The organism is Lysobacter sp. Hz25, assembly GCF_046097045.1.
GTDB lineage: Bacteria > Pseudomonadota > Gammaproteobacteria > Xanthomonadales > Xanthomonadaceae > Lysobacter > Lysobacter antibioticus_B.
In genome coordinates this window covers 4,967,835-4,986,093 of the sequence record NZ_CP175666.1, presented here as the reverse complement: position 1 = coordinate 4,986,093, position 18,259 = coordinate 4,967,835, and the positions used below count along the sequence as shown (strand labels likewise).

Sequence of the window (18,259 nt, the reverse complement as noted above, 5' to 3'; positions counted from 1 at the left end):
TTCCGCCGCGCGCATGCCGCCGCGAGGAACTCTCGAATTCTGGAGTTCGTCATGCTCAGCCTCGAAAAGCCGATCACCGTCGACGGCATCACCGTGTTCCGCGATCACGCCGACAAGAACCAGTTCTGGGTCTTGCCGGGTCCGCCGCAGTTGGCCGTGCGCGCGGCCGACAAGCGCAAGGAATTCAGTTTCCTCAAGTACCGCGTCGCCGACGCCACCGCGGCCGACAAAGGCGGCGGTTTCGTGATGTTCGTGACCACCCTGCAGCTGTCGCCGCAGATGGAATCGAAGATTATGGGCCGGCTCAATTCCGAACCCGGCGTGTCGCCGCCGGTGCGCCTGACCACCGCGACCTTCGAGGAAGGCTCGGTGCAATGCATCGCCTTGAACGTGCAGGGCAGCGGCGGCACCTCGGCGCAACCGGCAGCGCCCGGCACCTTCAACGCGGTCGAGCACATCCTCGGCGCATCGGTGCCGTCGATGGACGCGGCCAACCGCGCGGCCTTCAGCCTCAGCCTGTCAGCCGAGGGCGCGACGATACTGGAGCAGGCGCTCAGCGACGGCATGACCCCGATCGGGGTGATTTACGATCTCAAATATCTGGCGATGCGACCGGCCTTGCGGGTCACCATCACCGCCGATTTCGAGCGCATCTTCAATCACTTCAGCGCCAGCCTCGAAGGCCAGTACGCCTGGTTCAAGGCCGGCATCGACGCGGCGTTCGAGTCGCTGGTGCAGAACGGCGTCATCGACATCCAGGTCGAAGCCTTCACCGACGCCGAAGACCGCCGCGACCAGGAAAAGTGGGCGCTGGATTTCTTCAAGGACGATCTGCTGAGCAAGTGGTTCGAGCCGACCCTGACCCCGGGGCAGTTGGCGACCGATGCGGCGCGTGCCGGCCCGGGCACGGGAACCGGCAGCAATACCGGCGGCACCGGTGGCACCGGTGGCACCGGTGGCGGTACCGGAGGCACTGGCGGTGGTACGGGAGGAACCGGTGGAGGCACCGGTGGTACCGGGGGCAGCAGTGGCGGCTCCGGCGGCGGTACAGGAGGTACCGGCGGGGGCGGAACCGGTGGCGGTACGGGCGGCACTGGCGGCGGCACTGGCGGTACGGGCGGCGGAACGGGTGGAACCGGCGGCGGCACCGGTGGTTCAGGTGGCGGCACCGGAGGAACCGGAGGTACAGGCGGCACTGGCGGCACTGGCGGTGGTACGGGCGGTACCGCGCCCGGTGGCGGCTTCAACGGCACCAGCGGCACTACGACCGGCACCGGGGGCGGCACTGGCGGCGGCACCGGCGGCACAGCACCGACCGCGCCGCAGATCCAGCCGGCCGGGCTCGCGGTCGAATTGCAGGAACCCACGCCCTTGCCCGCGGGACAGTCGGTCACCCACACGCCGGCCGCGAACGGTTTGGCCGAAACCATCACCGTGACCGGCGCCGGCGCGGTGGTGAAAGTCGAGAGCCAAGTGGTGACGCCGGACGCGCAAGGGCGCATCACCGTCACCGTCAATCCCGACTCGAACAAACTCATCGAAGTCGAATGGCCGGCGGCGACGCAGGAGCAGACCTTCGGCCTGTTCTTCGACTTCGACAAGCCGGCCGCTGCCGGCTGGCGGCTCAATCCGCCGTCGCAGCAATACCGCGCCTATGTGGAAAACACCACGACCGATCCGCGCTACCGCGATGCTTCCGGTACCTTGCGCATCGAGGGCGACGGCAACTGGAGCGGCCCCGAACGCGGCGCCGCACGCCTGGAGGCCTGGGTGCGCAGCCTGCCCGCGCCGCGTAACATGCGTCTGGAAGCGTATGCCAGCCACGAGCACGTGAGCGGCGCGAACGAAACGCAGCGCAATGCACACAACCAGGCGCTGTCGCAGCGGCGGCTGGAAGTCGCTGCCGCGGTGGTGCGCCGCGGCGGCGGCAACTTCACCATCACCCCGGCCAACGCGCACGGCGACAGCCCGGCAAGCGGACGTCCGGGCTCGCATTCGGCGATGGGCGGCGACCCGGACAATCGCGTCGTCCATGTCATCGGCCGGGTCGCCGGCACCACGCCGAGCCGCTGGCGCGGCCGTCTGGCCCGGCCGGCTTCGATCACGCCGCAGCCGCAGCCACAACCCCAACCTCAGCCCCAACCTCAGCCCCAACCTCAGCCTCAGCCTCAGCCGCAGCCGCAGCCGCAGCCGCAACCGACGGTGCCGACGCCGCCGACCGCGATGAGTCTGTCGCTGAAGCTCAAGTTCGTGCGCCAGGAAGAGCGCAAGAAACTGACCCTGCGCTACAACCGCGCCGAGGCCACGCGCCGCACTTATGCGCCGCAGGGCTTCTTCGGCTTGATGCTCGGCGACCTCAGCGACAAGTCGAAGTACTTCAAGGAAATCGACCTCGACGATCCGTTCTTCCGCCAGTTCGCGGTCGAAGCCAGCATGCCGATCGCGTTCGAGCCGATCAATTTGTTGTCGGCGCAGGTGGCGCTGGATTACGGCGACAAGAGCAAGCCGCGCGATCACAAGCATGCCGACTTCGTGTTCGGCCCGGGCGAAACCGGGGTCAAGCGCTTCGAGGTGTTCATGAACGCCACGCGCGATATCGACTACGACGCGTCGTATCAGTACCACTTCGACCCGCAGTCCGACTGGGCCGCCGACCGCACCTCCTACACGATCCCGGCCGCCTCGACCGAAGACCGGACCATGTTCGTGAACCCCTACGAGCACGTCGAGTTCCGCCATATCGAAGCGATCCCGGGCGATATCGACTGGGACGTGGTCGACTCGATCGACGTCAAGCTGCAGGCGCGCGGTTACTCGCAGCCCGAGCCGAAGACCACCTTGAAGCTGACCAAGGAGTCCGGCCCCAAGACCTGGCGCCTGCGCGGCGCCAAGCCCGGCCCGGCCAACCGCGGCGTGACCTATCAGCTGGTGCAGCGGCGCAAGGGCGTGGCCAATCCGGACCCGGCGACGCCGCCGGTCGAGCTCGACGTGCCGCAGTTGATCGTCCACGACAGCTTCGAGGATGCCTTGCAGCTCGAGTTCATCCCAGTGTTCGACCCGGCCATGGTCAAGCGCGTCTACATCGACGTGAAGTACGAGGACGGTGCCTACAAGCGCAACGAACGCATCGAGATGGCCGGCAGCCAGACCGATCCGGTCAAGCTGCGCATCGCCCTGAAGAACAAGGACCTGCGCAATTACCGCCGGCGCTTCACCTTCGTCGGCATGCAGGGACAGTTCGATCAGCGCGCCTGGGTCGCCGAGACCGAAGAACTGGTCGCGGTGCAGTGACATGCGCAGCGATACCGTCATCGACACGCGCGGCGGTACCGGAGCGGCCTGGCTCGCGCCGATGCAGCAAAGCCTCGGTGCCGACATCGCCGGCCCGGTCGCCGCCACCTTGCGGCGACTCGGCACGGTGCTGCCGGCGCAGGCCGCCGCCGCCGCTGGCCTGTTGGGCGACGTACTCGCGCCGCTCGGCCGTTCGGTCTGGCCGGAAGTGGCCGGCAGTTTCAGCAGCCTGACCAATACCGGCATGCCGGTCGAATTCTCCTGGAGCTCGCGCGAGCCGGTGGTGCGGTGGGCGGCCGAAGTCGCCGCGCCGGAAGTGGCCGATCGCGAGCGGCTCCTGCTTGCCGCACAGGCCTTGGATTGGCAAGGCGATTTGGGACCTTGGCTGGACCTGCAGCGCGAAGGTGCGATGAGCTTCGGGGCGTGGGCGGCGGCGCGCCATGGCGAAGGCACGGCGACCAAGCTCTACGTCGACCTGCCCGATGGGCGTTTACCCGCGGCCTGGCGCGACAAGCATGTGTTGTTCCGCTCGAACCTGATGACCTGGCGTCTGAGCGGAGTGAACTGCGACGGCAGCGTCGAGTTCTATGCGCGCGCACAGGAACTTGATTGGCGTGCCTTGCAAGGGATGGCAGTTGCGGTGCTCGGCGACAGCGCCGCGATGATGGCCATGCTCGCCCGGGTCGTGCCGGGTTCGGAGTTGCCGCGGCCGAGCGGTATCAGCCTGGCGTTCTCGGCCGACGGTTCGCCGCGTGCGTTGAGTTGGTTCGTCGTGGCCAAGGCGATGTTCCGCGACGATGCCGAAGTGACGGCCAAGCTGCGCAGCCTCGCCGACGGCGCGCCAGCGCAGCTCTACGAGGCCTTGGCGGCCGGGCCGGAGGACGGGCGCTGGCGCCACGGCATGATCGGCGTGGTCGCCGACATTGCCGGCCGCAGTTGGGTGCAATGCGGGCTGCGGCCGACCTGAGCCTGCGTTCATCGGTCGTGGGTGTTTCTGCGCCAAAAAACAAAAAGCCCGGCGATGCCGGGCTTTCCGTCGACGCTCGACGATCCGCAGATCGGTCGACCGCTCAGTTGACCGGTGCGTAGCGCAGGGTCAGGAACCACTCGCGGCCGGGCTGATTGAAGTACGAAGAGGTTTCGTACTCGCGGTCGAACACGTTGGCCACGCGTGCCTGCAGGCTCAGCGCGGGGGTGATCGCGTACTCGGCGCGCAGGTCGAGGGTGCCGTAGCCGCCCAGGCGGGTGCTGTTGGCGACGTCGTCGTAGCGCGAACCCGAGCCGACCGCGGTCGCACCGAAGCGGAACTTGCCGAAGCTGCGGTCCAGGTCGATGCGGGCGCTGTGCTTGGCGCGGCGCGGCAGGTCGTTGCCGCGGTAGAAGCCGACGCGGTTCTCGGTGTCGAGGACGCTGGCGCTCGCCGCCAGGGTCCATTGCGCGAACGTGGTGTCGATGCCGATCTCGGCGCCGCGCATGCGCGCCCGGTCGATGTTGTTGGGCAGGTTGATCGACGAGTCGTAGGTGATCAGGTCGTCGGCGCGGGTGTCGAAGCCGTCGATGCGGGCGTTGAAACGCTCGCCGCGATAGGCCAGGCCGAGCTCCCAGGTCTTCGACTCTTCCGGGCGCAGGGTCGCGTTGCCGAAGAACGGGTAATACAGCTCGTTGAAGGTCGGCGCCTTGAACGCGGTGCCGTAGCCGACGGTGACGCGCCAGCGCTCGGCGAAGTTCAGGCCCCAGGCCGCGCCGCCGGTGGTGTGGCCGCCGAACTGTTCGTTATCGTCGCGGCGCAGGCTGGCCTCGAACGACTGCGCGCCGAAGCGGCCCTGGTACTGGACGAAGCCGGCCTTGTTGTCGCGCTCGCTTTCGTCGTACACGGTGTCGCTGTCGACACGGTCGCGCAACCAATCGAAGCCCGCGGTCAGCACGTGGCCTTCGGCCAGGGTGAAGTCGCCCTGCAAGGTCGCACTGTCGCGATCGGTCTTGAAGAACCCCATCGGTACTTCGCCGAGGAAATTATCCGAGCTGTCGACGTTGCGGCCGGCCAGCAACTGTAGGTGGACGGTTTCCGACGGACGCCATTGCAGCTTGCCGCCGATCACCTGCTGCACGGTCTCGGAGCGGTTGACGAAGCTGCCGTCGTAATCGTTTTCGCCTTCGGCGCGCAGCGCCTGGCCTTCGATGCTCCACTGCTCGTTGAACTCGAGGCCGCCGCGCAGCGACAGGGCGTGGTTTTCGTAACCGTCGCGGTCGGGTTCGTCGGTGAAGCAGCCGGCGAACACCGGGAAGCCGGCGCCGCGGCAGGCGTTGATGCCCTCGGTCTTGCGGAAGCTGTAGTCGGCGCCGAACCAGCCGCGCTCGCTGCGGCCGCCGAAGCCGGTGCCGAATTCGAGGCTGTCGTTGCTGCCGCCGCCGATGTGCACGCGCGGCGCGAAGCCCTGCTTCTCGCGGCGGGTGAACACCTGGATCACGCCGCCGATGGCGTCGGCGCCGTACAGGCTCGAACGCGGGCCGCGCACGATCTCGATGCGGTCGATCAGTGCCAGCGGCAGGTCCTGCAGCGCGGCCAGGCCCGAGGTCGGCGAGCCGACGCGGATGCCGTCGACCAGCACCAACACGTGGTCGGACTCGCTGCCGCGCAGGAACAGGGTGGTGAGCTTGCCGGCGCCGCCCTGGTTGGAAATGGTGATGCCGGCGCGGCCGCGCAGCAGGTCGTTGAGGTCGCGCGCCTGGCTGCGCTGGATGGTCTCGCGGTCGAGCACGTCGACCGGGGTCAGGGTGTCGTTGACGCTGACCGCGGTGCGGTTGGCGGTGACCACCACCTCGTCGAGGTCGGTGGCGTCGCCGGCCGGAGCGGCGAGGGCGGCGGTGGGCAGCGCCAGCGCACAGGCGATGGCGAGCGACAGATTCAGGGCGTACGTGTTCGGGGCGGACATGGGTAAAGCTCCAGCGCGCGCACCCGGGGGCGCGCGACGACGACGGCGGAAGACGGTTGCGAGGAGGCAGCGGGCCGTGCAGACAGCCGGATAGCAGCCGCCGCGACGCCCTCCGCATCGCAACCTGTGGCGCCTCAAGGCCGGTCTCCGGACTCGCAAGCGCAGCGCCGACGCGGGGTCGGGCGGCCGATCGCGGCGCCTTCCCGTGCCGAGCACAGTGGCGGTTGCCGCGATCTGTCTTGCTTACCGTTGCGGGGGCAGTGCCGGACTGGCGCCGATCTTCCCGCAGGAGAGGGCGCGTCACCGGCTTCCCGTTTCAACCCGGCGATGGAGAAAGCCGCCGGGTCACCTTGAAGCGGTGCGCAGTCTACGCGAAGCCGGCGCCCGGGGCCAAAGCCGCGGACGGGCGGAGCGGCCGGCCGGAGGGGCGCAGCGGCGCCGACGGGCTCAGTCGCGCCCGTCGTCCTCGTCGTGGCCGCCGGGGCGGTCGTCGTCGTCCAGGCCGGTGCCGTCCAGACCGCCGGCCTCGAACGCGTCGTGGCGTTCTTCGGCGTGCACGGTGGTGTGCACCGGCGCGGCGGCCGGCTTGTTGCGCGGCGGCGGCAGCAGCGCGGTCGCGGCTTCGGCGGCCTGGATCAGCTGTTGCCGGCGCTCGTCGCTGATCTCCTGCCAATGGCAGTCCAGCAGCGCGCCTTCGATCGCGTACAGCAGGTTGAGCGTCGGCTTGAAGCCGGCGCGCTTGACGCGCATGAAGGCCTCGACCGTGCCGATCGCGGAAATGTCCTCGTGCGTGCGCAGGCCGACCTGGCGCAGCCAGGCCGCGCTCTTGGGGCCGATGTTGCGCATCTTCGGCGCGGTCATGCCAGCGCCTCCACGTACACCCGCGCCAGCGCTTCCAGGCCGGCCTGGTCGTCGGCATCGAAGCGGTCCGGGACCGGGCTGTCGAGGTCGAACACGCCGATCAGGGAATCGCCGTGGACCAGCGGCACCACCACTTCCGAACGCGAGGCGGCATCGCAGGCGATGTGGCCGGGGAAGGCGTGCACGTCGGCGACGCGTTGGGTCTGGCGGGTCGAGGCGGCCGCGCCGCACACGCCCTTGTCGAGCGGAATGCGCACGCACGCCGGCAAGCCCTGGAACGGGCCGACCACGAGTTCTTCGCCGTCGTAGAAATAGAAGCCGACCCAGTTGAGTTCCGGCAGGGCATGGCTGACCAACGCCGACAGGTTGGCGGCATTGGCGATACGGTCGCGTTCGCCGTCGAGCAAACCGCGCGCCTGGGCGAGCAGCTGCGCGTATTGCTCGGGCTTGTCGCCCGATAGTGCGGAGGTTTTAAACATCATCGGAGTGTAACAGCGGCATCCGCCGCCACTACCATGGTGGACTCCACGCCCCAGGGAAAAGCGCGAGATGAGTCACACCCAGCCCCCGGTGGAGGCCGGCTCCCGACCAACGGCCGCGCCCGCGGTGTTTCCGCGCGGCGTATTCGTCACCGGCACCGACACCGGCATCGGCAAGTCGGTGGCCAGCGCGAGCTTGTTGCACGCCTTGCGCGCGCGCGGGCTGCGCGCGGTCGGCATGAAGCCGGTGGCGAGCGGTTGCGAACGCACGCCCGAGGGTTGGCGCAACGAGGACGCCTTGCTGTTGCAAGCGGCCAGTGCGCCGAGACCGCACTACGACGACGTCAATCCCTATGCCTTGCCGCAGCCGTTGGCGCCGGAACTCGCCGCCGCGCAGGCCGGCGTCGAGATCGCGCTGGCGACGATCCTCGCCGCGCATGCGCGCTTGGCGGCGCAGTCGGACACGGTGGTGGTCGAAGGCGTCGGCGGTTGGGCCGCGCCGATCAGCGCCACGCTCGACCAGATCGACCTGGTGCGCGCGCTGGACCTGCCGGTGGTGCTGGTGGTCGGCCTGCGCCTGGGCGCGATCAACCACGCGCGTCTGAGCGCGCGCGCGATCCAGGCCGACGGCGCCCGCCTGGTCGGCTGGATCGCCAACGACATCGACCCGCACATGGCGCGCGCCGACGACAACTTCGAGATCCTGCGCCGGCGTCTGCCGGTGCCGTGCTGGGGGCGTCTGCCGTATCTCGCCTCGCCCGATCCGCAGGCCCTGGCCGGGCGCTTGCAGCCGCTGGGCTAGCGCGGCGATCGCTCTGCAGTCCGCCTGCGATCCGTGGCGACGGCGAAGGCCGAATCGCGCGCAACAAAAAACCCGGCAGCCGAAGCTGCCGGGTTTTTCGTATCCGCCATGACGGCCGGAGAGAGAGACGGTGCGCTTACTTGGTCGCAGCGGCAGTCGGAGCCGTCGCCTTCGCCGCGGCCTTGGCGGCCTTCTCGACGTTGGCCTGGGTGGCCTTGGCAGCGGTTTCGATCTGCGACTTGGCCAGCTCGGCGATCGCTTCGTTGGTCTTCACGGTGCGGCCGAAAGCTTCCTGACCGGTGCTGACAGCGCGCTCGAGGTTCTCGCGAGCGATCTGCGCGCCCTTCGGCCACAGGGTCTTGAAGGCTTCCAGGTCGCGGGCTTCGGCGGCTTCACCGAAGAAAGCGAAAGTGGCGTTGACGCGGTCTTCGATCGCGGCGACCTGCAGGCCGAACACGGCCTCGGCGTTGTCGAGGGCCAGACGGTTGACCTGAGCGGCCGTGTCCGCGAACTGGCGCGTAGCGGCGGCGAACTGTTCGTTGAATTGCTGGTACATGGCTGAGCTCCTGAAAGGTCCAGACGGAGAACGACTGGATTGTGCGGTGCAGCATAGGCGGGGTTTTGTTGCGATGCAACATCGGGCCGACGAGCGGTCGAAAGCCGTTCAGAAAGCCTGCCTGTTCAGGTAGTTAGCGACCAAGCAGCCGTTCAGGCAAAGCCTAATTCGGGGCCATGACCACGGCATTGCCGGCGTCTGACAAGGCGCCGGCCGCGATGACTGTCGAAGGTCTGGGGGCGTAGCCGCCCCGGGCTCAGCCGCGGTAGCGGCAGCCGGCGGTGCAGGTCTCGTGGACCACGATTTCGCTCAACAGCGGCAGCACCGGCTTGAGCTGGTCCCAGATCCACACCGCGAGGCGTTCGCTGGTCGGGTTTTCCAGGCCGGGGATGTCGTTGAGGTAGTGATGATCGAGGCGGTCGTAAGTCGGCTGGAACGCTTTCTTGACGTCGGCGTAGTCCATTACCCAGCCGCTGTGCTCGCCCAGTTCGCCGCTGAGGTGCACCTCGATGCGGAACGAATGCCCGTGCAAACGCGCGCACTTGTGGCCTTCCGGCACGTTCGGCAGCCGGTGGGCGGCTTCGAGAGTGAAGACCTTGAAGATGTTCACAGCAGTCATAGTGCGGTACCGGGTCGGGCGGTGGCGCGTCGCGCGGTGGCGCGGCGTGGCGCGTGATCTGGAACGATCTGGAATTCTGGGCCGGCGCGCATCCTGGCGACGGATACGAAAAAGCCCGCTGCGCTGGCGGGCCCTGGGTCTTGCTGCGCGGCGATTCTATGGTGGCTATGGGTGGACTCGAACCACCGACCCCAGCATTATGAGTGCTGTGCTCTAACCGGCTGAGCTACATAGCCACGGGGAACCGCGAATTCTTCATGCCGGACGGGCTCTTGTCAATCGTCTGAGCGCATCGCGACCGACTTGTTTGCCCGACTTGTCGTCCCGGCCACCCCGTGGCAGAGTCGGACACAGTGAATTTGGAGTCCGCATCGTGATCGATCCGGACGGCTACAGGCCCAATGTCGGCATCGTGTTGATGCACCCGGACGGCCGCTTGTTCTGGGCCCGCCGCGTGCATCGCGATGGCTGGCAATTCCCGCAGGGCGGGATGAACACCGACGAGACGCCGCTCGAGGCGATGTATCGCGAGTTGCGCGAGGAAACCGGTCTGCTCCCGCAGCATGTCGAAGTGCTCGGCGCGACCCCGGGCTGGCTGCGCTATCGCCTGCCGCGGCGGGCGATCCGCCGCAACGACCGCCTGGTCTGCATCGGCCAGAAACAGGTGTGGTTCCTGCTGCGCCTGACCGGCGAGGAGTCGGATCTGCGCCTGGACCTGACCGACAAGCCCGAGTTCGATCATTGGCGCTGGGTCGATTTCTGGTATCCGGTCGAGCACGTGGTGATGTTCAAACGCGGCGTCTATGCCAGCGCCCTGCGCCATCTGGCCCCGTTCGCGCGTCTGGTCGCCGGCCAGCAGGCGGTGCCCGCGCCCGGTCCGGATGCCCGGTCGCACGAGGCCTACCTGTCGGGCTGCAACCACCCGCGGTCGCGGGCCTGCGGCGGGCCCGGCAATCCGGTGCGCGGCAGCGGCTCCGAATCGGGCAGCTGAACCTCCCGGACCGGGCGGGCGGCCGAGCCCGGCTGACCCGGCTAGGCCTTACCCGCCGGGCCCGTCCGGCTGGGGGCCACACGCCATCCCAACACTTGGTTGCTTGCTGTTAATTGACAATCATTCGCATCCGTGGCGGAATGGCCCTGCAGCCATCCGGCTGCATGACCGACAGCCCACGCCCGTGTACGTCTGCATCTGCAACGGAGTCACCGACCGCGACATTCGCCAGGCCGCCGAAGCCGGTTGCCGCAGCGTGCCTGAGCTGACCATGCGCACCGGCGCCGGCGCCAATTGCGGCAGTTGCCTGGAGCTGGCCACCTCGCTGCTCGAACAGGCCCGCAACGTGCGCGAGCTGCCGCTGGACGTGCTGCAGCAAGCCGCCTGAGCCGCGTTGCCTGCGGGCCATTCGGCCCGCCGCTCCCTGTACTATCCCGCCGATCCGCTCACACCGCGCCTCCCCAGCGCTGGGCTAGAGCTGTCCGTTCCCGGCGTGTCGCGTCACCGGCTCGGACGATCGCCGCGATCGCTCGTCGGCGGCCCTGAACGACAGTGATTCTCGACTCCCGTTGCGCACGATTCGCGTTCCGTCATGGCGTTCGCGAAAGGGCTAAAGTGCCGCCCATTGCAACGTCGGAGCACGGCCATGAAAGGCGATCCCAAGGTCATCGAATATCTCAACAAGGCGCTCTACAACGAGCTGACCGCGATCAACCAGTACTTCCTGCACGCCAAGATGCTGAAGAACTGGGGCCTGAAAGAATTGGCCGAACACGAGTACCACGAGTCCATCGACGAGATGAAGCATGCCGACAAGCTGTCGGACCGCATCCTCTTCCTCGACGGCCTGCCGAACTTCCAGGCCCTGGGCAAGCTGCGCATCGGCGAAAACCCGCGCGAACTGCTGGCCTGCGACCTCGCGCTCGAACTCGAAGCGATCCCGCTGCTGCGCGAAGCGATCAAGTACTGCGAGACGGTCAGCGACTACGTCAGCCGCAAGCTGTTCGCCGACATCCTCGATTCCGAGGAAGAACACGTCGATTGGATCGAGACCCAGCTCGCCCTGATCGAGCGTCTCGGCGAGCAGAACTATCTGCTGACCAAGATCGAGGAAGGCTGAGGGCGTTCAGTAACGAGCGGCGAGGAGCGAAGAGTGAGGAACGAGTAAAGCGTTCGCTGCCGCTTCACTGTCCCAGCAGGTATCCAGCCAGCCGCGCGCAAGGCGCGCAGCCAGCCAGACAACAGAAAGCCGCCGGCTTGCGCCGGCGGCTTTTTTCTTGGGCGATCGGCAAGCCGTTGCGACATCGCGCTTGGCGCTCGTCCCCGCTCACTCCTCACGCCTCTCAACTCACTCCCAGCTCTTTAGGTTTGCGCCGGAAAATCTTCCGCCAGATCCACCACAGCACCGTCGCGATCAGCACGCTGATCAGCACGACGATGCCGAGGGTCACCCAGGGGTAGGCGAAAACCAGGGCGAGGCCGCCGACCACGGCGGCGTCCTCGGTGACCGAGGCGGTCCAGTTGCTGATCGGCTCGGGCGAGGTGTTGAGCAGGGCGCGCGAGCCGGACTTCAGCAGGTGGCTGGTCAGGGCCACGCCGGCGCCGGCGGCGAGCGCGCCGGCGCCGAGCTCGCCGTCGGGCGACATGGTCGCCGCGGCGAGGAAGGCGCCGACCGGCACCCGCAACAGGGTATGCAGCAGGTCCCAGCCCGAATCGACGCCGGGGATCTTGTCGGCGAAGAACTCGCCGGCGGCGAGCAGGCCGCAGACCCCGAGCACCCACGGCGACTGGGTCGCCTGCAGGGCCTGCGGCAGGTCCAGCCAGCCGAGCCAGCCGGCCAGGCCGACGCCGAACACGGTCAGGTAGACCCGGACCCCCGACAGCCAGGCGAGAACTACGCCAACTGCGAACAGGTGCGCATCGGACATCGTGGCATTCCCGTTAAGATTTAAGGTTGAGTATAGGTAAAGCCGGCGGTGTGAGCCGTCGTCGTCGAGCATGGCCAAAGTACCGCCGCCCCGTTTCGTCATCGTCCAGCAGCAGCCCGACAAGCGTCCTTATATCTGGAGCGCCGTGGGCGTGGCGTGGTTGGTGTCGCTGCTGGTGGCCTGGTTCTGGTCGCAGTCGCTGGCCGCGCCGCGGCTGCCCAAGTTGGTCGCCGAGCTGGAAACCACCCAGCGCGAACTGCGCGACCGCCAGAACCAGCTCGACCGGCTGGCCCAGCGCGAAGCCACCCTGCAGCGCTCCGACCAGATCAGCCGCGCCGCCAACAAGCAGGTGCAGGGCTCGCTGGCCCAGCGCGACGCCGAGATCTCCGACCTGCGCGCCGACATCGCCTTCTACGAGCGCCTGGTCGGCGCGACGGCGCCAGCCAAGGGTCTGAACGTGCATTCGGTCGAGTTCCAGCCCGAGACCGGCGGCACCTGGCGTTACCAGATCGTGCTGACCCAGAACCTCAACCGGGGTGCGGTCAGCAACGGCGGCCTGCAGTTCCAGGTCGAGGGGGTGCGAGGGGGCAAGCTCGCATCGATCGGTTGGGACGAGTTGCACCAGAAGCCCAAGGCACCGATCCAGGACTATTCATTCCGTTACTTCCAGCAACTCGGTGGCAGCGTCATGTTGCCGGCCGGATTCACCCCGCAACGCGTGCGCGTCTCGCTGCGCGGGGAGAATGCGGCGATCGAGCAGCATTTCGCCTGGAAGAGCGGCGTTACCGTAACCGGGGAAACTTAAGCGATGTTCAAGACCAACAAACCGACCCAGATCCGCGAAGGCCAGGTCGACACCATGATCGGGCCGCAGGTGGTGATCCGAGGCGATCTGCACTTCAGCGGCGGGCTGTACATCGAAGGCCGGGTGATCGGCAAGCTGGTGGCCCAGGACGGCCAGCCGGCCAGCCTGACCCTGGCCGAGAACGGCAGCATCGAGGGCGAGGTGCGGGCGCCGATCGTGGTGCTCAACGGCGAGCTCAACGGCGACGTCTACGCCAGCGAGCGGGTGGAACTCGCCGCCAAGGCGCGGGTCCAAGGCAACGTCCACTACAAGGTCGTCGAGATGACGGCCGGTTCGATGCTCACCGGCCGTTTGATTCATGTCGATGCCCACACCGCGGCGTTGCCCGCGCCTGAAGCCCTGATTACCGCGGATGCCCTGATGGATTGAGGGGCGCCGCCCCAACCCCCAAGACGGAACGGATGAGCGACGAACCCTCCAAGCCCGTTCCGTCTCCCGCCGACGCGGCCCCGGCTTCGGCCCCGGCTCCGGCCCCGGCTCCGGCCGGACCCGCCGCAGCGGCTGCGCCGCCCACCGGTTCCGCCTCGCCCAGCGCTGCGCCGCCCGTCCACGGGCATCGCGGCCGGCTGTTGGCCGGGCTGGCCCTCGCCGTGGCCCTGGCCTTCGGCGGCTGGGGCCTGTGGGGCGCGATCACCCGTTCCGACGAGCCGGTACCGCCGCCCACGGTAGGGGCTGCGACGATGACGCCGCGGCAGATGCAGGCCGAACTGGAAGGCCTGCGCCAGCGCGTCACCACGCTCGGCCGCTCCGACGGCATCAGCCGCCAGGCCAATCGCGACCTGCAGAGCGCCCTGGCCGAGCGCGACGAGGAAATCGCCGGCCTGCGCGCCGACGTCGCCTTCTACGAACGCCTGGTCGGCGCCACCGGGCAGCGCCGCGGCCTGACCGTGCATGCGCTGAAGATGCAGCCGCAGCAAGGCGCGCCGTCGGCCTGGCACTTCACCGCCACCCTGACCCAGAACCTCAATCGCGGCGCCGTCAGCGCCGGCCGCGTCACCCTCGCGCTCGAGGGCACCCGAGCCGGCAAGCTCGAAAAACTGCTCTGGGCCGACCTGCGCCAGCAGCCCGATGCGCCCGGCACGCCGTATTCGTTCAAGTATTTCGAGCAGGTCGAGGGCGACGTGTTCCTGCCGCCCGGCCTGACCCCGGTGCGGGTGACGGTGCGCTTGACCCCGCAGAAGGGCGCGGTGATCGAACAATCCTTCAGCTGGGCCGACGCCACCCGCGACAACGGCGGCCCGGGTGCAGGCGGCTGATCCGCAGTGTTCGCCCGGTGCGCTTGAATGCGCGCCGCGCGGCCCTCATCCTTTCACCATGGAAACCACCCTTCTTTCCGCCGCACCGGGCTATCAATCGCTGGAGCGGCCTCTGCAATTCTCGTCTTCGGCCGCGAACAAGGTTCGCGAACTGATCGCCGAGGAAGGCAACGACGCCCTCAAGCTGCGCGTTTACATCCAGGGCGGCGGCTGCTCGGGCTTCCAGTACGGCTTCGAGTTCGACGAGCAGCAGGGCGAGGACGACCTCGCCGTGCAGACCGACGGCGTAACCCTGCTGGTCGATCCGCTGAGCCTGCAATACCTGATGGGCGCCGAAGTCGACTACACCGAGAGCCTGCACGGTTCGCAGTTCGTGATCCGCAATCCGAACGCCAAGACCACCTGCGGCTGCGGGTCGTCGTTCGGCGTTTGAGCGGCGCCGCGATGCACGGGGCCGCGTTTCGTGCGCCCTGGCCTTTGCATCGCCTTTCCTGAAACAGCCTTCTGGGGCGCTGGATGAGACCGTTCGCATTCGTGGAAGCCGATTCGGCCTGGCGCGCGTCGCTGGACCGTGCCGACCATCTGCGCGACCAAGCCGATGCTTTGACCGCCCTGTGGCCGCAGGCGCGGGTGATCGTGCTGGATAACGCCGGCAGCGCTCTGGCCAATGCCGACGGCAGTTTGTGCGCGCCGTTGGGCCCGGAGCTCACCGACGGCCCCGGCGGCGTCGGTGCGTCGATCTTCCTAGGGCTGGCGCCGGACGGGCAGGGCTGGTTCGCGCTCGATGCCGAACTGGTCGCGTTCGAGGCGCCGCGCCGGGTCGACCTGCGCAGCGCCGCCGCGCATTGGCCGATGCTCGAAGCCAGCGTGTTCGCCCAGGCCCGCGCGTTGCAGCACTGGCGCAGCCGCAATCGCCACTGCGGCGTGTGCGGCGGCGAGATCGCCTTCTCGCGCGCCGGCTGGCTCGGCCGTTGCGGCCAATGCGGCAGCGAACACTACCCGCGCACCGACCCGGCGGTGATCGTCGCGGTCAGCGACGGCAAGCGTTTGTTGCTCGGCCGTCAGACCGGTTGGCCGGCGCGGCGCTATTCGGTGATCGCCGGCTTCGTCGAACCCGGCGAATCGCTGGAGCAGACCGTCGCCCGCGAAGTGCTGGAAGAAACCGGCGTGCGCGTGCGCAGCTGCCGTTACCTGGGTTCGCAGCCGTGGCCGTTCCCGGGTGCGCTGATGCTCGGCTTCGCTGCGTTGGCCGAAGCTGACGAACCGCAGGTCGGCGACGAACTCGAAGAAGCGCGCTGGTTCACCCTCGAGGAAATCCGTGCCGCGTCCGCGCGCGGTGAACGCGATGCGGCGTCGGCGCCAGGCGAGCGCGATGCCGCGCTTGAGGACGACGGCCCGCTGCTGTCGCCGAGCATCTCGATCTCGCGCTGGCTGATCGACCAATGGCGCCTGGCCGCCGAGGCCGACGCCGGGCGTTGATCCCGGCAAGGGATGCATTCCCGAAAGGCGCTGCCCGCGTGCTCGCGACATGCGCGGCGGTACGGAGCCGATGCATCGCCGTTACGGTCGCCTACAGTCGCGGTGTCGCGCGGTCGCGCTAGAATCCCGGGCAGATCGGACCGGGATTTTTTCGCCATGCCAGGAGCGTTGCCGCAATGTCAGTCACGCTGATCGCCGCCGTCGTCGCACTCGTGCTCGGCCATCTTGCTCAGTCGCTGGCCGCGTCGGTGCGTCACTACGGCTGGTACAGCGACTGGCTGCGCTGGATCGACAGCCGCTTTCCGGAAGACAGTTTCTGGCGCGGACGCTGGGGCCTGGTCATGGCCGTGGTGCCGCCGCTGCTCGCGGTGACCCTGTTCCAACTGGCCCTCGACGAACCCTTGATCGGGCTCGGCGGGCTGCTGTTCGGCATCATCGTGCTGTTCTACGCCTGGGGCCCGCGCGACCTCGACCAGGACGTCGAAGCCCTGGCTTCGGCGCGCGACCTCAACAGCCGGCGCGAAGCCGCGGCGCGGTTCTGGCCCGAAGGCGGCACGCCGTCGCTCGACGGCGGCTCCCTGGTCGAGGCGGTCTTCCGCAACGCCCTGCGGCGCTGGTTCGGCGTGTTGTTCTGGTTCCTCCTGCTCGGCCCGGTCGGCGCGCTCGGTTACCGCCTGGTGGCCTTGGCCGCCGAAGGCGAGGCCTCGCGCCATCTGCCCGGCGAGACTCTGGCCGGCGCGCGCACTGCCTTGGCGCTGTTGGACTGGCCGGTGGCCCAGTTGTTGACCCTGGCGCTGGCCCTAGTCGGCAATTTCGACACCGTGCTCGGCGCTTGGCGCGAATCGGGCGGGGCGCGTTTCAGTCTCGACAACCGCTTCCTCGGCGCCGTCGCCCGCGCCAGCGTGAAGTGCGAGCTGGCCGAAGAAGCCGCCGACTACGTCGACGAATCCGGCGTGGCGAACACCGCCGTCGCCCTGGCCGCGTCCGAGGCGCCCGAGCTGCGCGACGCGATGAGCCTGGTCTGGCGCAGCCTGCTGGTCTGGCTGGCGGTCCTGGCGCTGTTCGTGATCGCCGGTTTCGTTGCCTGAGGCGAGCGCCGCCGGTTTGCCGTTTGAGACCGCTTAGCCGAAACCGACGCCCCCGCATGGATGGGGGTAGGGGGGCGCCGCTCGGCCTGCGTTTGTACCGACAGGTTTCCAGGAATCCTGCGAGCCGCGCGAGTAGCGCGTTCCCCCCCGGCCGGGCCGGCGGGTCGAACGCCGGTCCTGCCTTGGGGGCGGACGGACCCGCGCGCCGCCGGCGCATTGGCGACCGGCCGCGCTGCCCAGCGCGGCTGCGACAAACAGCACGGTTCCGGCGACAGAGCGATGCAATACCCGTTACGCGATACAGGAGTCCGGTGGTCACGATCTGAACCCCTGTAAGGCGAGCGGTCCCGCATCGCGCCTGCGCGCCCTCACGTTTGCGGAGGACTCGATCTGGTGAATCGCTTCACGTCCATCATCCACGCCGGTTTCGCGCCTGGCATCGCCGCGCACGACGGCCAGGGCTTCGTTCACCCGGCCGACGCGCCTGGGCTAGTATCGAAGCAATTTCCTGGAGCGTGGACGAAGGTGGACGTGGGTCAGGATTCTCCAGCGGCGAACCAACCCGCTTCGACGCGCCAGGACGATGATCACTTCATCGTGTTCCTGCGCGAGCATCGCGAGCCGTTGATCGCGTTTCTGCGCAAATCCGCGGCGACGCACGAGGATGCGCAGGACATCGCCCAGGAAACGATGATGCGCATGCTGCGTTATCGCGACCAGCCGGCCGAAGCGCTGAAGATCCTGATGTACCGCATCGCGATCAACGCGCTCAACGACCGCGGGCGGCGCCAGAAAACCCGGCATGCGCCCGAGCACGTCAGCCTCGACGAGGACTATCACGCGCTGCCTTCGCAGGAACCCACGCACGATCAGCGCGTGGCGACCGAGCAGGAGCTGGCGCTGGTGCGTGCAGCGATCATGCAATTACCGATGCGCAGTCGACAGATCTATCTGCTCAATCGCATCAACGGCATGAGTTACACACAGATCGCGCGCCATTGCGGTATTTCTGTAAAGGCAGTGGAGAAGAATATCGGCCGGGCGCTCGCGCTTTTGCGCGCACGCATGAAGGACAGCGGCTTCGAGACCTTACAAGCACCATGAAGACATC

19 protein-coding genes, 1 tRNA gene and 1 riboswitch are annotated in these 18,259 nt (G+C 68.2%); of the genes, 13 read left to right on the top strand and 7 right to left on the bottom strand.

All coding sequences use genetic code 11. From position 1 onward, the window contains the following. The first annotated feature begins 51 nt into the window (after positions 1-51). Both ACKN61_RS20520 and ACKN61_RS20515 read left to right on the top strand, forming a co-directional pair. On the top strand, positions 52-3,291 hold the full coding sequence (locus ACKN61_RS20520) for a hypothetical protein (protein ID WP_408951003.1): 3,240 nt from the start codon (positions 52-54) through the stop codon (positions 3,289-3,291). 1 nt (position 3,292) lies between these two features. Next, positions 3,293-4,258 (top strand): hypothetical protein, encoded by a 966-nt coding sequence (locus tag ACKN61_RS20515; protein ID WP_408951002.1) that lies wholly within the window; start codon positions 3,293-3,295, stop codon positions 4,256-4,258. A 103-nt stretch (positions 4,259-4,361) separates the two neighbouring features. Here the strand turns inward: ACKN61_RS20515 and btuB are convergent, their stop codons facing one another. From btuB to ACKN61_RS20500, 3 genes are all read right to left on the bottom strand, one after another. Beyond that, positions 4,362-6,224, bottom strand: coding sequence for a TonB-dependent vitamin B12 receptor (gene btuB / locus ACKN61_RS20510; RefSeq protein WP_408951001.1), 1,863 nt, complete (start codon positions 6,222-6,224; stop codon positions 4,362-4,364). Positions 6,225-6,344: 120 nt separating this feature from the next. Further along, positions 6,345-6,592, bottom strand: a riboswitch (cobalamin riboswitch). Positions 6,593-6,671: 79 nt separating this feature from the next. Beyond that, positions 6,672-7,085, bottom strand: a complete 414-nt coding sequence (locus tag ACKN61_RS20505) for a TfoX/Sxy family protein (RefSeq protein ID WP_408951000.1) — start codon at positions 7,083-7,085, stop codon at positions 6,672-6,674. Beyond that, positions 7,082-7,564, bottom strand: a complete 483-nt coding sequence (locus ACKN61_RS20500) for a GAF domain-containing protein (RefSeq protein ID WP_031371151.1) — start codon at positions 7,562-7,564, stop codon at positions 7,082-7,084. The genes ACKN61_RS20505 and ACKN61_RS20500 overlap by 4 nt, the downstream gene beginning before the upstream one ends. Positions 7,565-7,634: 70 nt before the next feature. Here ACKN61_RS20500 and bioD point away from each other — a divergent pair, with 70 nt between their 5' ends. Further along, positions 7,635-8,366: a dethiobiotin synthase gene (gene bioD / locus ACKN61_RS20495; protein ID WP_408950999.1), complete on the top strand. Its 732-nt coding sequence runs from the start codon at positions 7,635-7,637 to the stop codon at positions 8,364-8,366. 136 nt (positions 8,367-8,502) lie between these two features. Here bioD and ACKN61_RS20490 read toward each other — a convergent pair whose 3' ends face one another. From ACKN61_RS20490 to ACKN61_RS20480, 3 genes are all read right to left on the bottom strand, one after another. Then, a complete protein-coding gene (locus ACKN61_RS20490; RefSeq protein WP_408950998.1) occupies positions 8,503-8,922 on the bottom strand; it encodes a phasin family protein in 420 nt (139 codons plus the stop codon). Positions 8,923-9,178: 256 nt separating this feature from the next. Further along, positions 9,179-9,532 (bottom strand): 6-carboxytetrahydropterin synthase QueD, encoded by a 354-nt coding sequence (gene queD, locus ACKN61_RS20485; RefSeq protein WP_408953880.1) that lies wholly within the window; start codon positions 9,530-9,532, stop codon positions 9,179-9,181. Between the two features lie 168 nt (positions 9,533-9,700). Next, positions 9,701-9,777, bottom strand: a tRNA-Met gene (locus tag ACKN61_RS20480). Between the two features lie 137 nt (positions 9,778-9,914). Here ACKN61_RS20480 and ACKN61_RS20475 point away from each other — a divergent pair. From ACKN61_RS20475 to bfr, 3 genes are all read left to right on the top strand, one after another. Then, positions 9,915-10,532 carry an RNA pyrophosphohydrolase gene (locus ACKN61_RS20475; RefSeq protein WP_051884608.1) on the top strand — a complete coding sequence of 206 codons (618 nt, stop codon included), beginning with the start codon at positions 9,915-9,917 and terminating at the stop codon, positions 10,530-10,532. A 184-nt stretch (positions 10,533-10,716) separates the two neighbouring features. Continuing rightward, positions 10,717-10,920 carry a bacterioferritin-associated ferredoxin gene (locus ACKN61_RS20470; protein ID WP_031371156.1) on the top strand — a complete coding sequence of 68 codons (204 nt, stop codon included), beginning with the start codon at positions 10,717-10,719 and terminating at the stop codon, positions 10,918-10,920. A 258-nt stretch (positions 10,921-11,178) separates the two neighbouring features. Further along, positions 11,179-11,652 (top strand): bacterioferritin, encoded by a 474-nt coding sequence (gene bfr / locus ACKN61_RS20465; protein ID WP_031371157.1) that lies wholly within the window; start codon positions 11,179-11,181, stop codon positions 11,650-11,652. A 223-nt stretch (positions 11,653-11,875) separates the two neighbouring features. On the opposite strand, the gene ACKN61_RS20460 is transcribed toward bfr, so the two are convergent. After that, positions 11,876-12,460, bottom strand: coding sequence for a DUF4126 domain-containing protein (locus ACKN61_RS20460; protein ID WP_408950997.1), 585 nt, complete (start codon positions 12,458-12,460; stop codon positions 11,876-11,878). Positions 12,461-12,530: 70 nt separating this feature from the next. Here ACKN61_RS20460 and ACKN61_RS20455 point away from each other — a divergent pair, with 70 nt between their 5' ends. The 7 genes from ACKN61_RS20455 (at position 12,531) to ACKN61_RS20425 (ending at position 18,252) form a co-directional block, all read left to right on the top strand. Further along, positions 12,531-13,265 carry a DUF6776 family protein gene (locus ACKN61_RS20455; RefSeq protein ID WP_031371159.1) on the top strand — a complete coding sequence of 245 codons (735 nt, stop codon included), beginning with the start codon at positions 12,531-12,533 and terminating at the stop codon, positions 13,263-13,265. Between the two features lie 3 nt (positions 13,266-13,268). Continuing rightward, positions 13,269-13,694: a polymer-forming cytoskeletal protein gene (locus ACKN61_RS20450; RefSeq protein ID WP_408950996.1), complete on the top strand. Its 426-nt coding sequence runs from the start codon at positions 13,269-13,271 to the stop codon at positions 13,692-13,694. Positions 13,695-13,726: 32 nt separating this feature from the next. Then, on the top strand, positions 13,727-14,581 hold the full coding sequence (locus tag ACKN61_RS20445) for a DUF6776 family protein (RefSeq protein ID WP_408950995.1): 855 nt from the start codon (positions 13,727-13,729) through the stop codon (positions 14,579-14,581). A 58-nt stretch (positions 14,582-14,639) separates the two neighbouring features. Beyond that, a complete protein-coding gene (gene erpA, locus ACKN61_RS20440) occupies positions 14,640-15,014 on the top strand; it encodes an iron-sulfur cluster insertion protein ErpA (protein ID WP_031371162.1) in 375 nt (124 codons plus the stop codon). 83 nt (positions 15,015-15,097) lie between these two features. Beyond that, positions 15,098-16,060 (top strand): NAD(+) diphosphatase, encoded by a 963-nt coding sequence (gene nudC / locus ACKN61_RS20435; protein WP_408950994.1) that lies wholly within the window; start codon positions 15,098-15,100, stop codon positions 16,058-16,060. Positions 16,061-16,236: 176 nt separating this feature from the next. Then, positions 16,237-17,148: a cobalamin biosynthesis protein gene (locus ACKN61_RS20430; RefSeq protein ID WP_408950993.1), complete on the top strand. Its 912-nt coding sequence runs from the start codon at positions 16,237-16,239 to the stop codon at positions 17,146-17,148. 393 nt (positions 17,149-17,541) lie between these two features. Beyond that, a complete protein-coding gene (locus tag ACKN61_RS20425) occupies positions 17,542-18,252 on the top strand; it encodes an RNA polymerase sigma factor (protein ID WP_318025797.1) in 711 nt (236 codons plus the stop codon). The last annotated feature ends 7 nt before the right edge of the window (positions 18,253-18,259 follow it).

What these genes read in the sequence shown, in the direction of transcription:
- ACKN61_RS20520 (WP_408951003.1), top strand. Translation starts at nt 52, where the DNA reads ATGCTCAGCCTCGAAAAGCCGATCACCGTCGACGGCATCACCGTGTTC.
- ACKN61_RS20515 (WP_408951002.1), top strand. Translation starts at nt 3,293, where the DNA reads ATGCGCAGCGATACCGTCATCGACACGCGCGGCGGTACCGGAGCGGCC.
- btuB (WP_408951001.1), bottom strand. Translation starts at nt 6,224, where the DNA reads ATGTCCGCCCCGAACACGTACGCCCTGAATCTGTCGCTCGCCATCGCC.
- ACKN61_RS20505 (WP_408951000.1), bottom strand. Translation starts at nt 7,085, where the DNA reads ATGACCGCGCCGAAGATGCGCAACATCGGCCCCAAGAGCGCGGCCTGG.
- ACKN61_RS20500 (WP_031371151.1), bottom strand. Translation starts at nt 7,564, where the DNA reads ATGTTTAAAACCTCCGCACTATCGGGCGACAAGCCCGAGCAATACGCG.
- bioD (WP_408950999.1), top strand. Translation starts at nt 7,635, where the DNA reads ATGAGTCACACCCAGCCCCCGGTGGAGGCCGGCTCCCGACCAACGGCC.
- ACKN61_RS20490 (WP_408950998.1), bottom strand. Translation starts at nt 8,922, where the DNA reads ATGTACCAGCAATTCAACGAACAGTTCGCCGCCGCTACGCGCCAGTTC.
- bfr (WP_031371157.1), top strand. Translation starts at nt 11,179, where the DNA reads ATGAAAGGCGATCCCAAGGTCATCGAATATCTCAACAAGGCGCTCTAC.
- ACKN61_RS20460 (WP_408950997.1), bottom strand. Translation starts at nt 12,460, where the DNA reads ATGTCCGATGCGCACCTGTTCGCAGTTGGCGTAGTTCTCGCCTGGCTG.
- ACKN61_RS20455 (WP_031371159.1), top strand. Translation starts at nt 12,531, where the DNA reads ATGGCCAAAGTACCGCCGCCCCGTTTCGTCATCGTCCAGCAGCAGCCC.
- ACKN61_RS20450 (WP_408950996.1), top strand. Translation starts at nt 13,269, where the DNA reads ATGTTCAAGACCAACAAACCGACCCAGATCCGCGAAGGCCAGGTCGAC.
- ACKN61_RS20445 (WP_408950995.1), top strand. Translation starts at nt 13,727, where the DNA reads ATGAGCGACGAACCCTCCAAGCCCGTTCCGTCTCCCGCCGACGCGGCC.
- erpA (WP_031371162.1), top strand. Translation starts at nt 14,640, where the DNA reads ATGGAAACCACCCTTCTTTCCGCCGCACCGGGCTATCAATCGCTGGAG.
- nudC (WP_408950994.1), top strand. Translation starts at nt 15,098, where the DNA reads ATGAGACCGTTCGCATTCGTGGAAGCCGATTCGGCCTGGCGCGCGTCG.
- ACKN61_RS20430 (WP_408950993.1), top strand. Translation starts at nt 16,237, where the DNA reads ATGTCAGTCACGCTGATCGCCGCCGTCGTCGCACTCGTGCTCGGCCAT.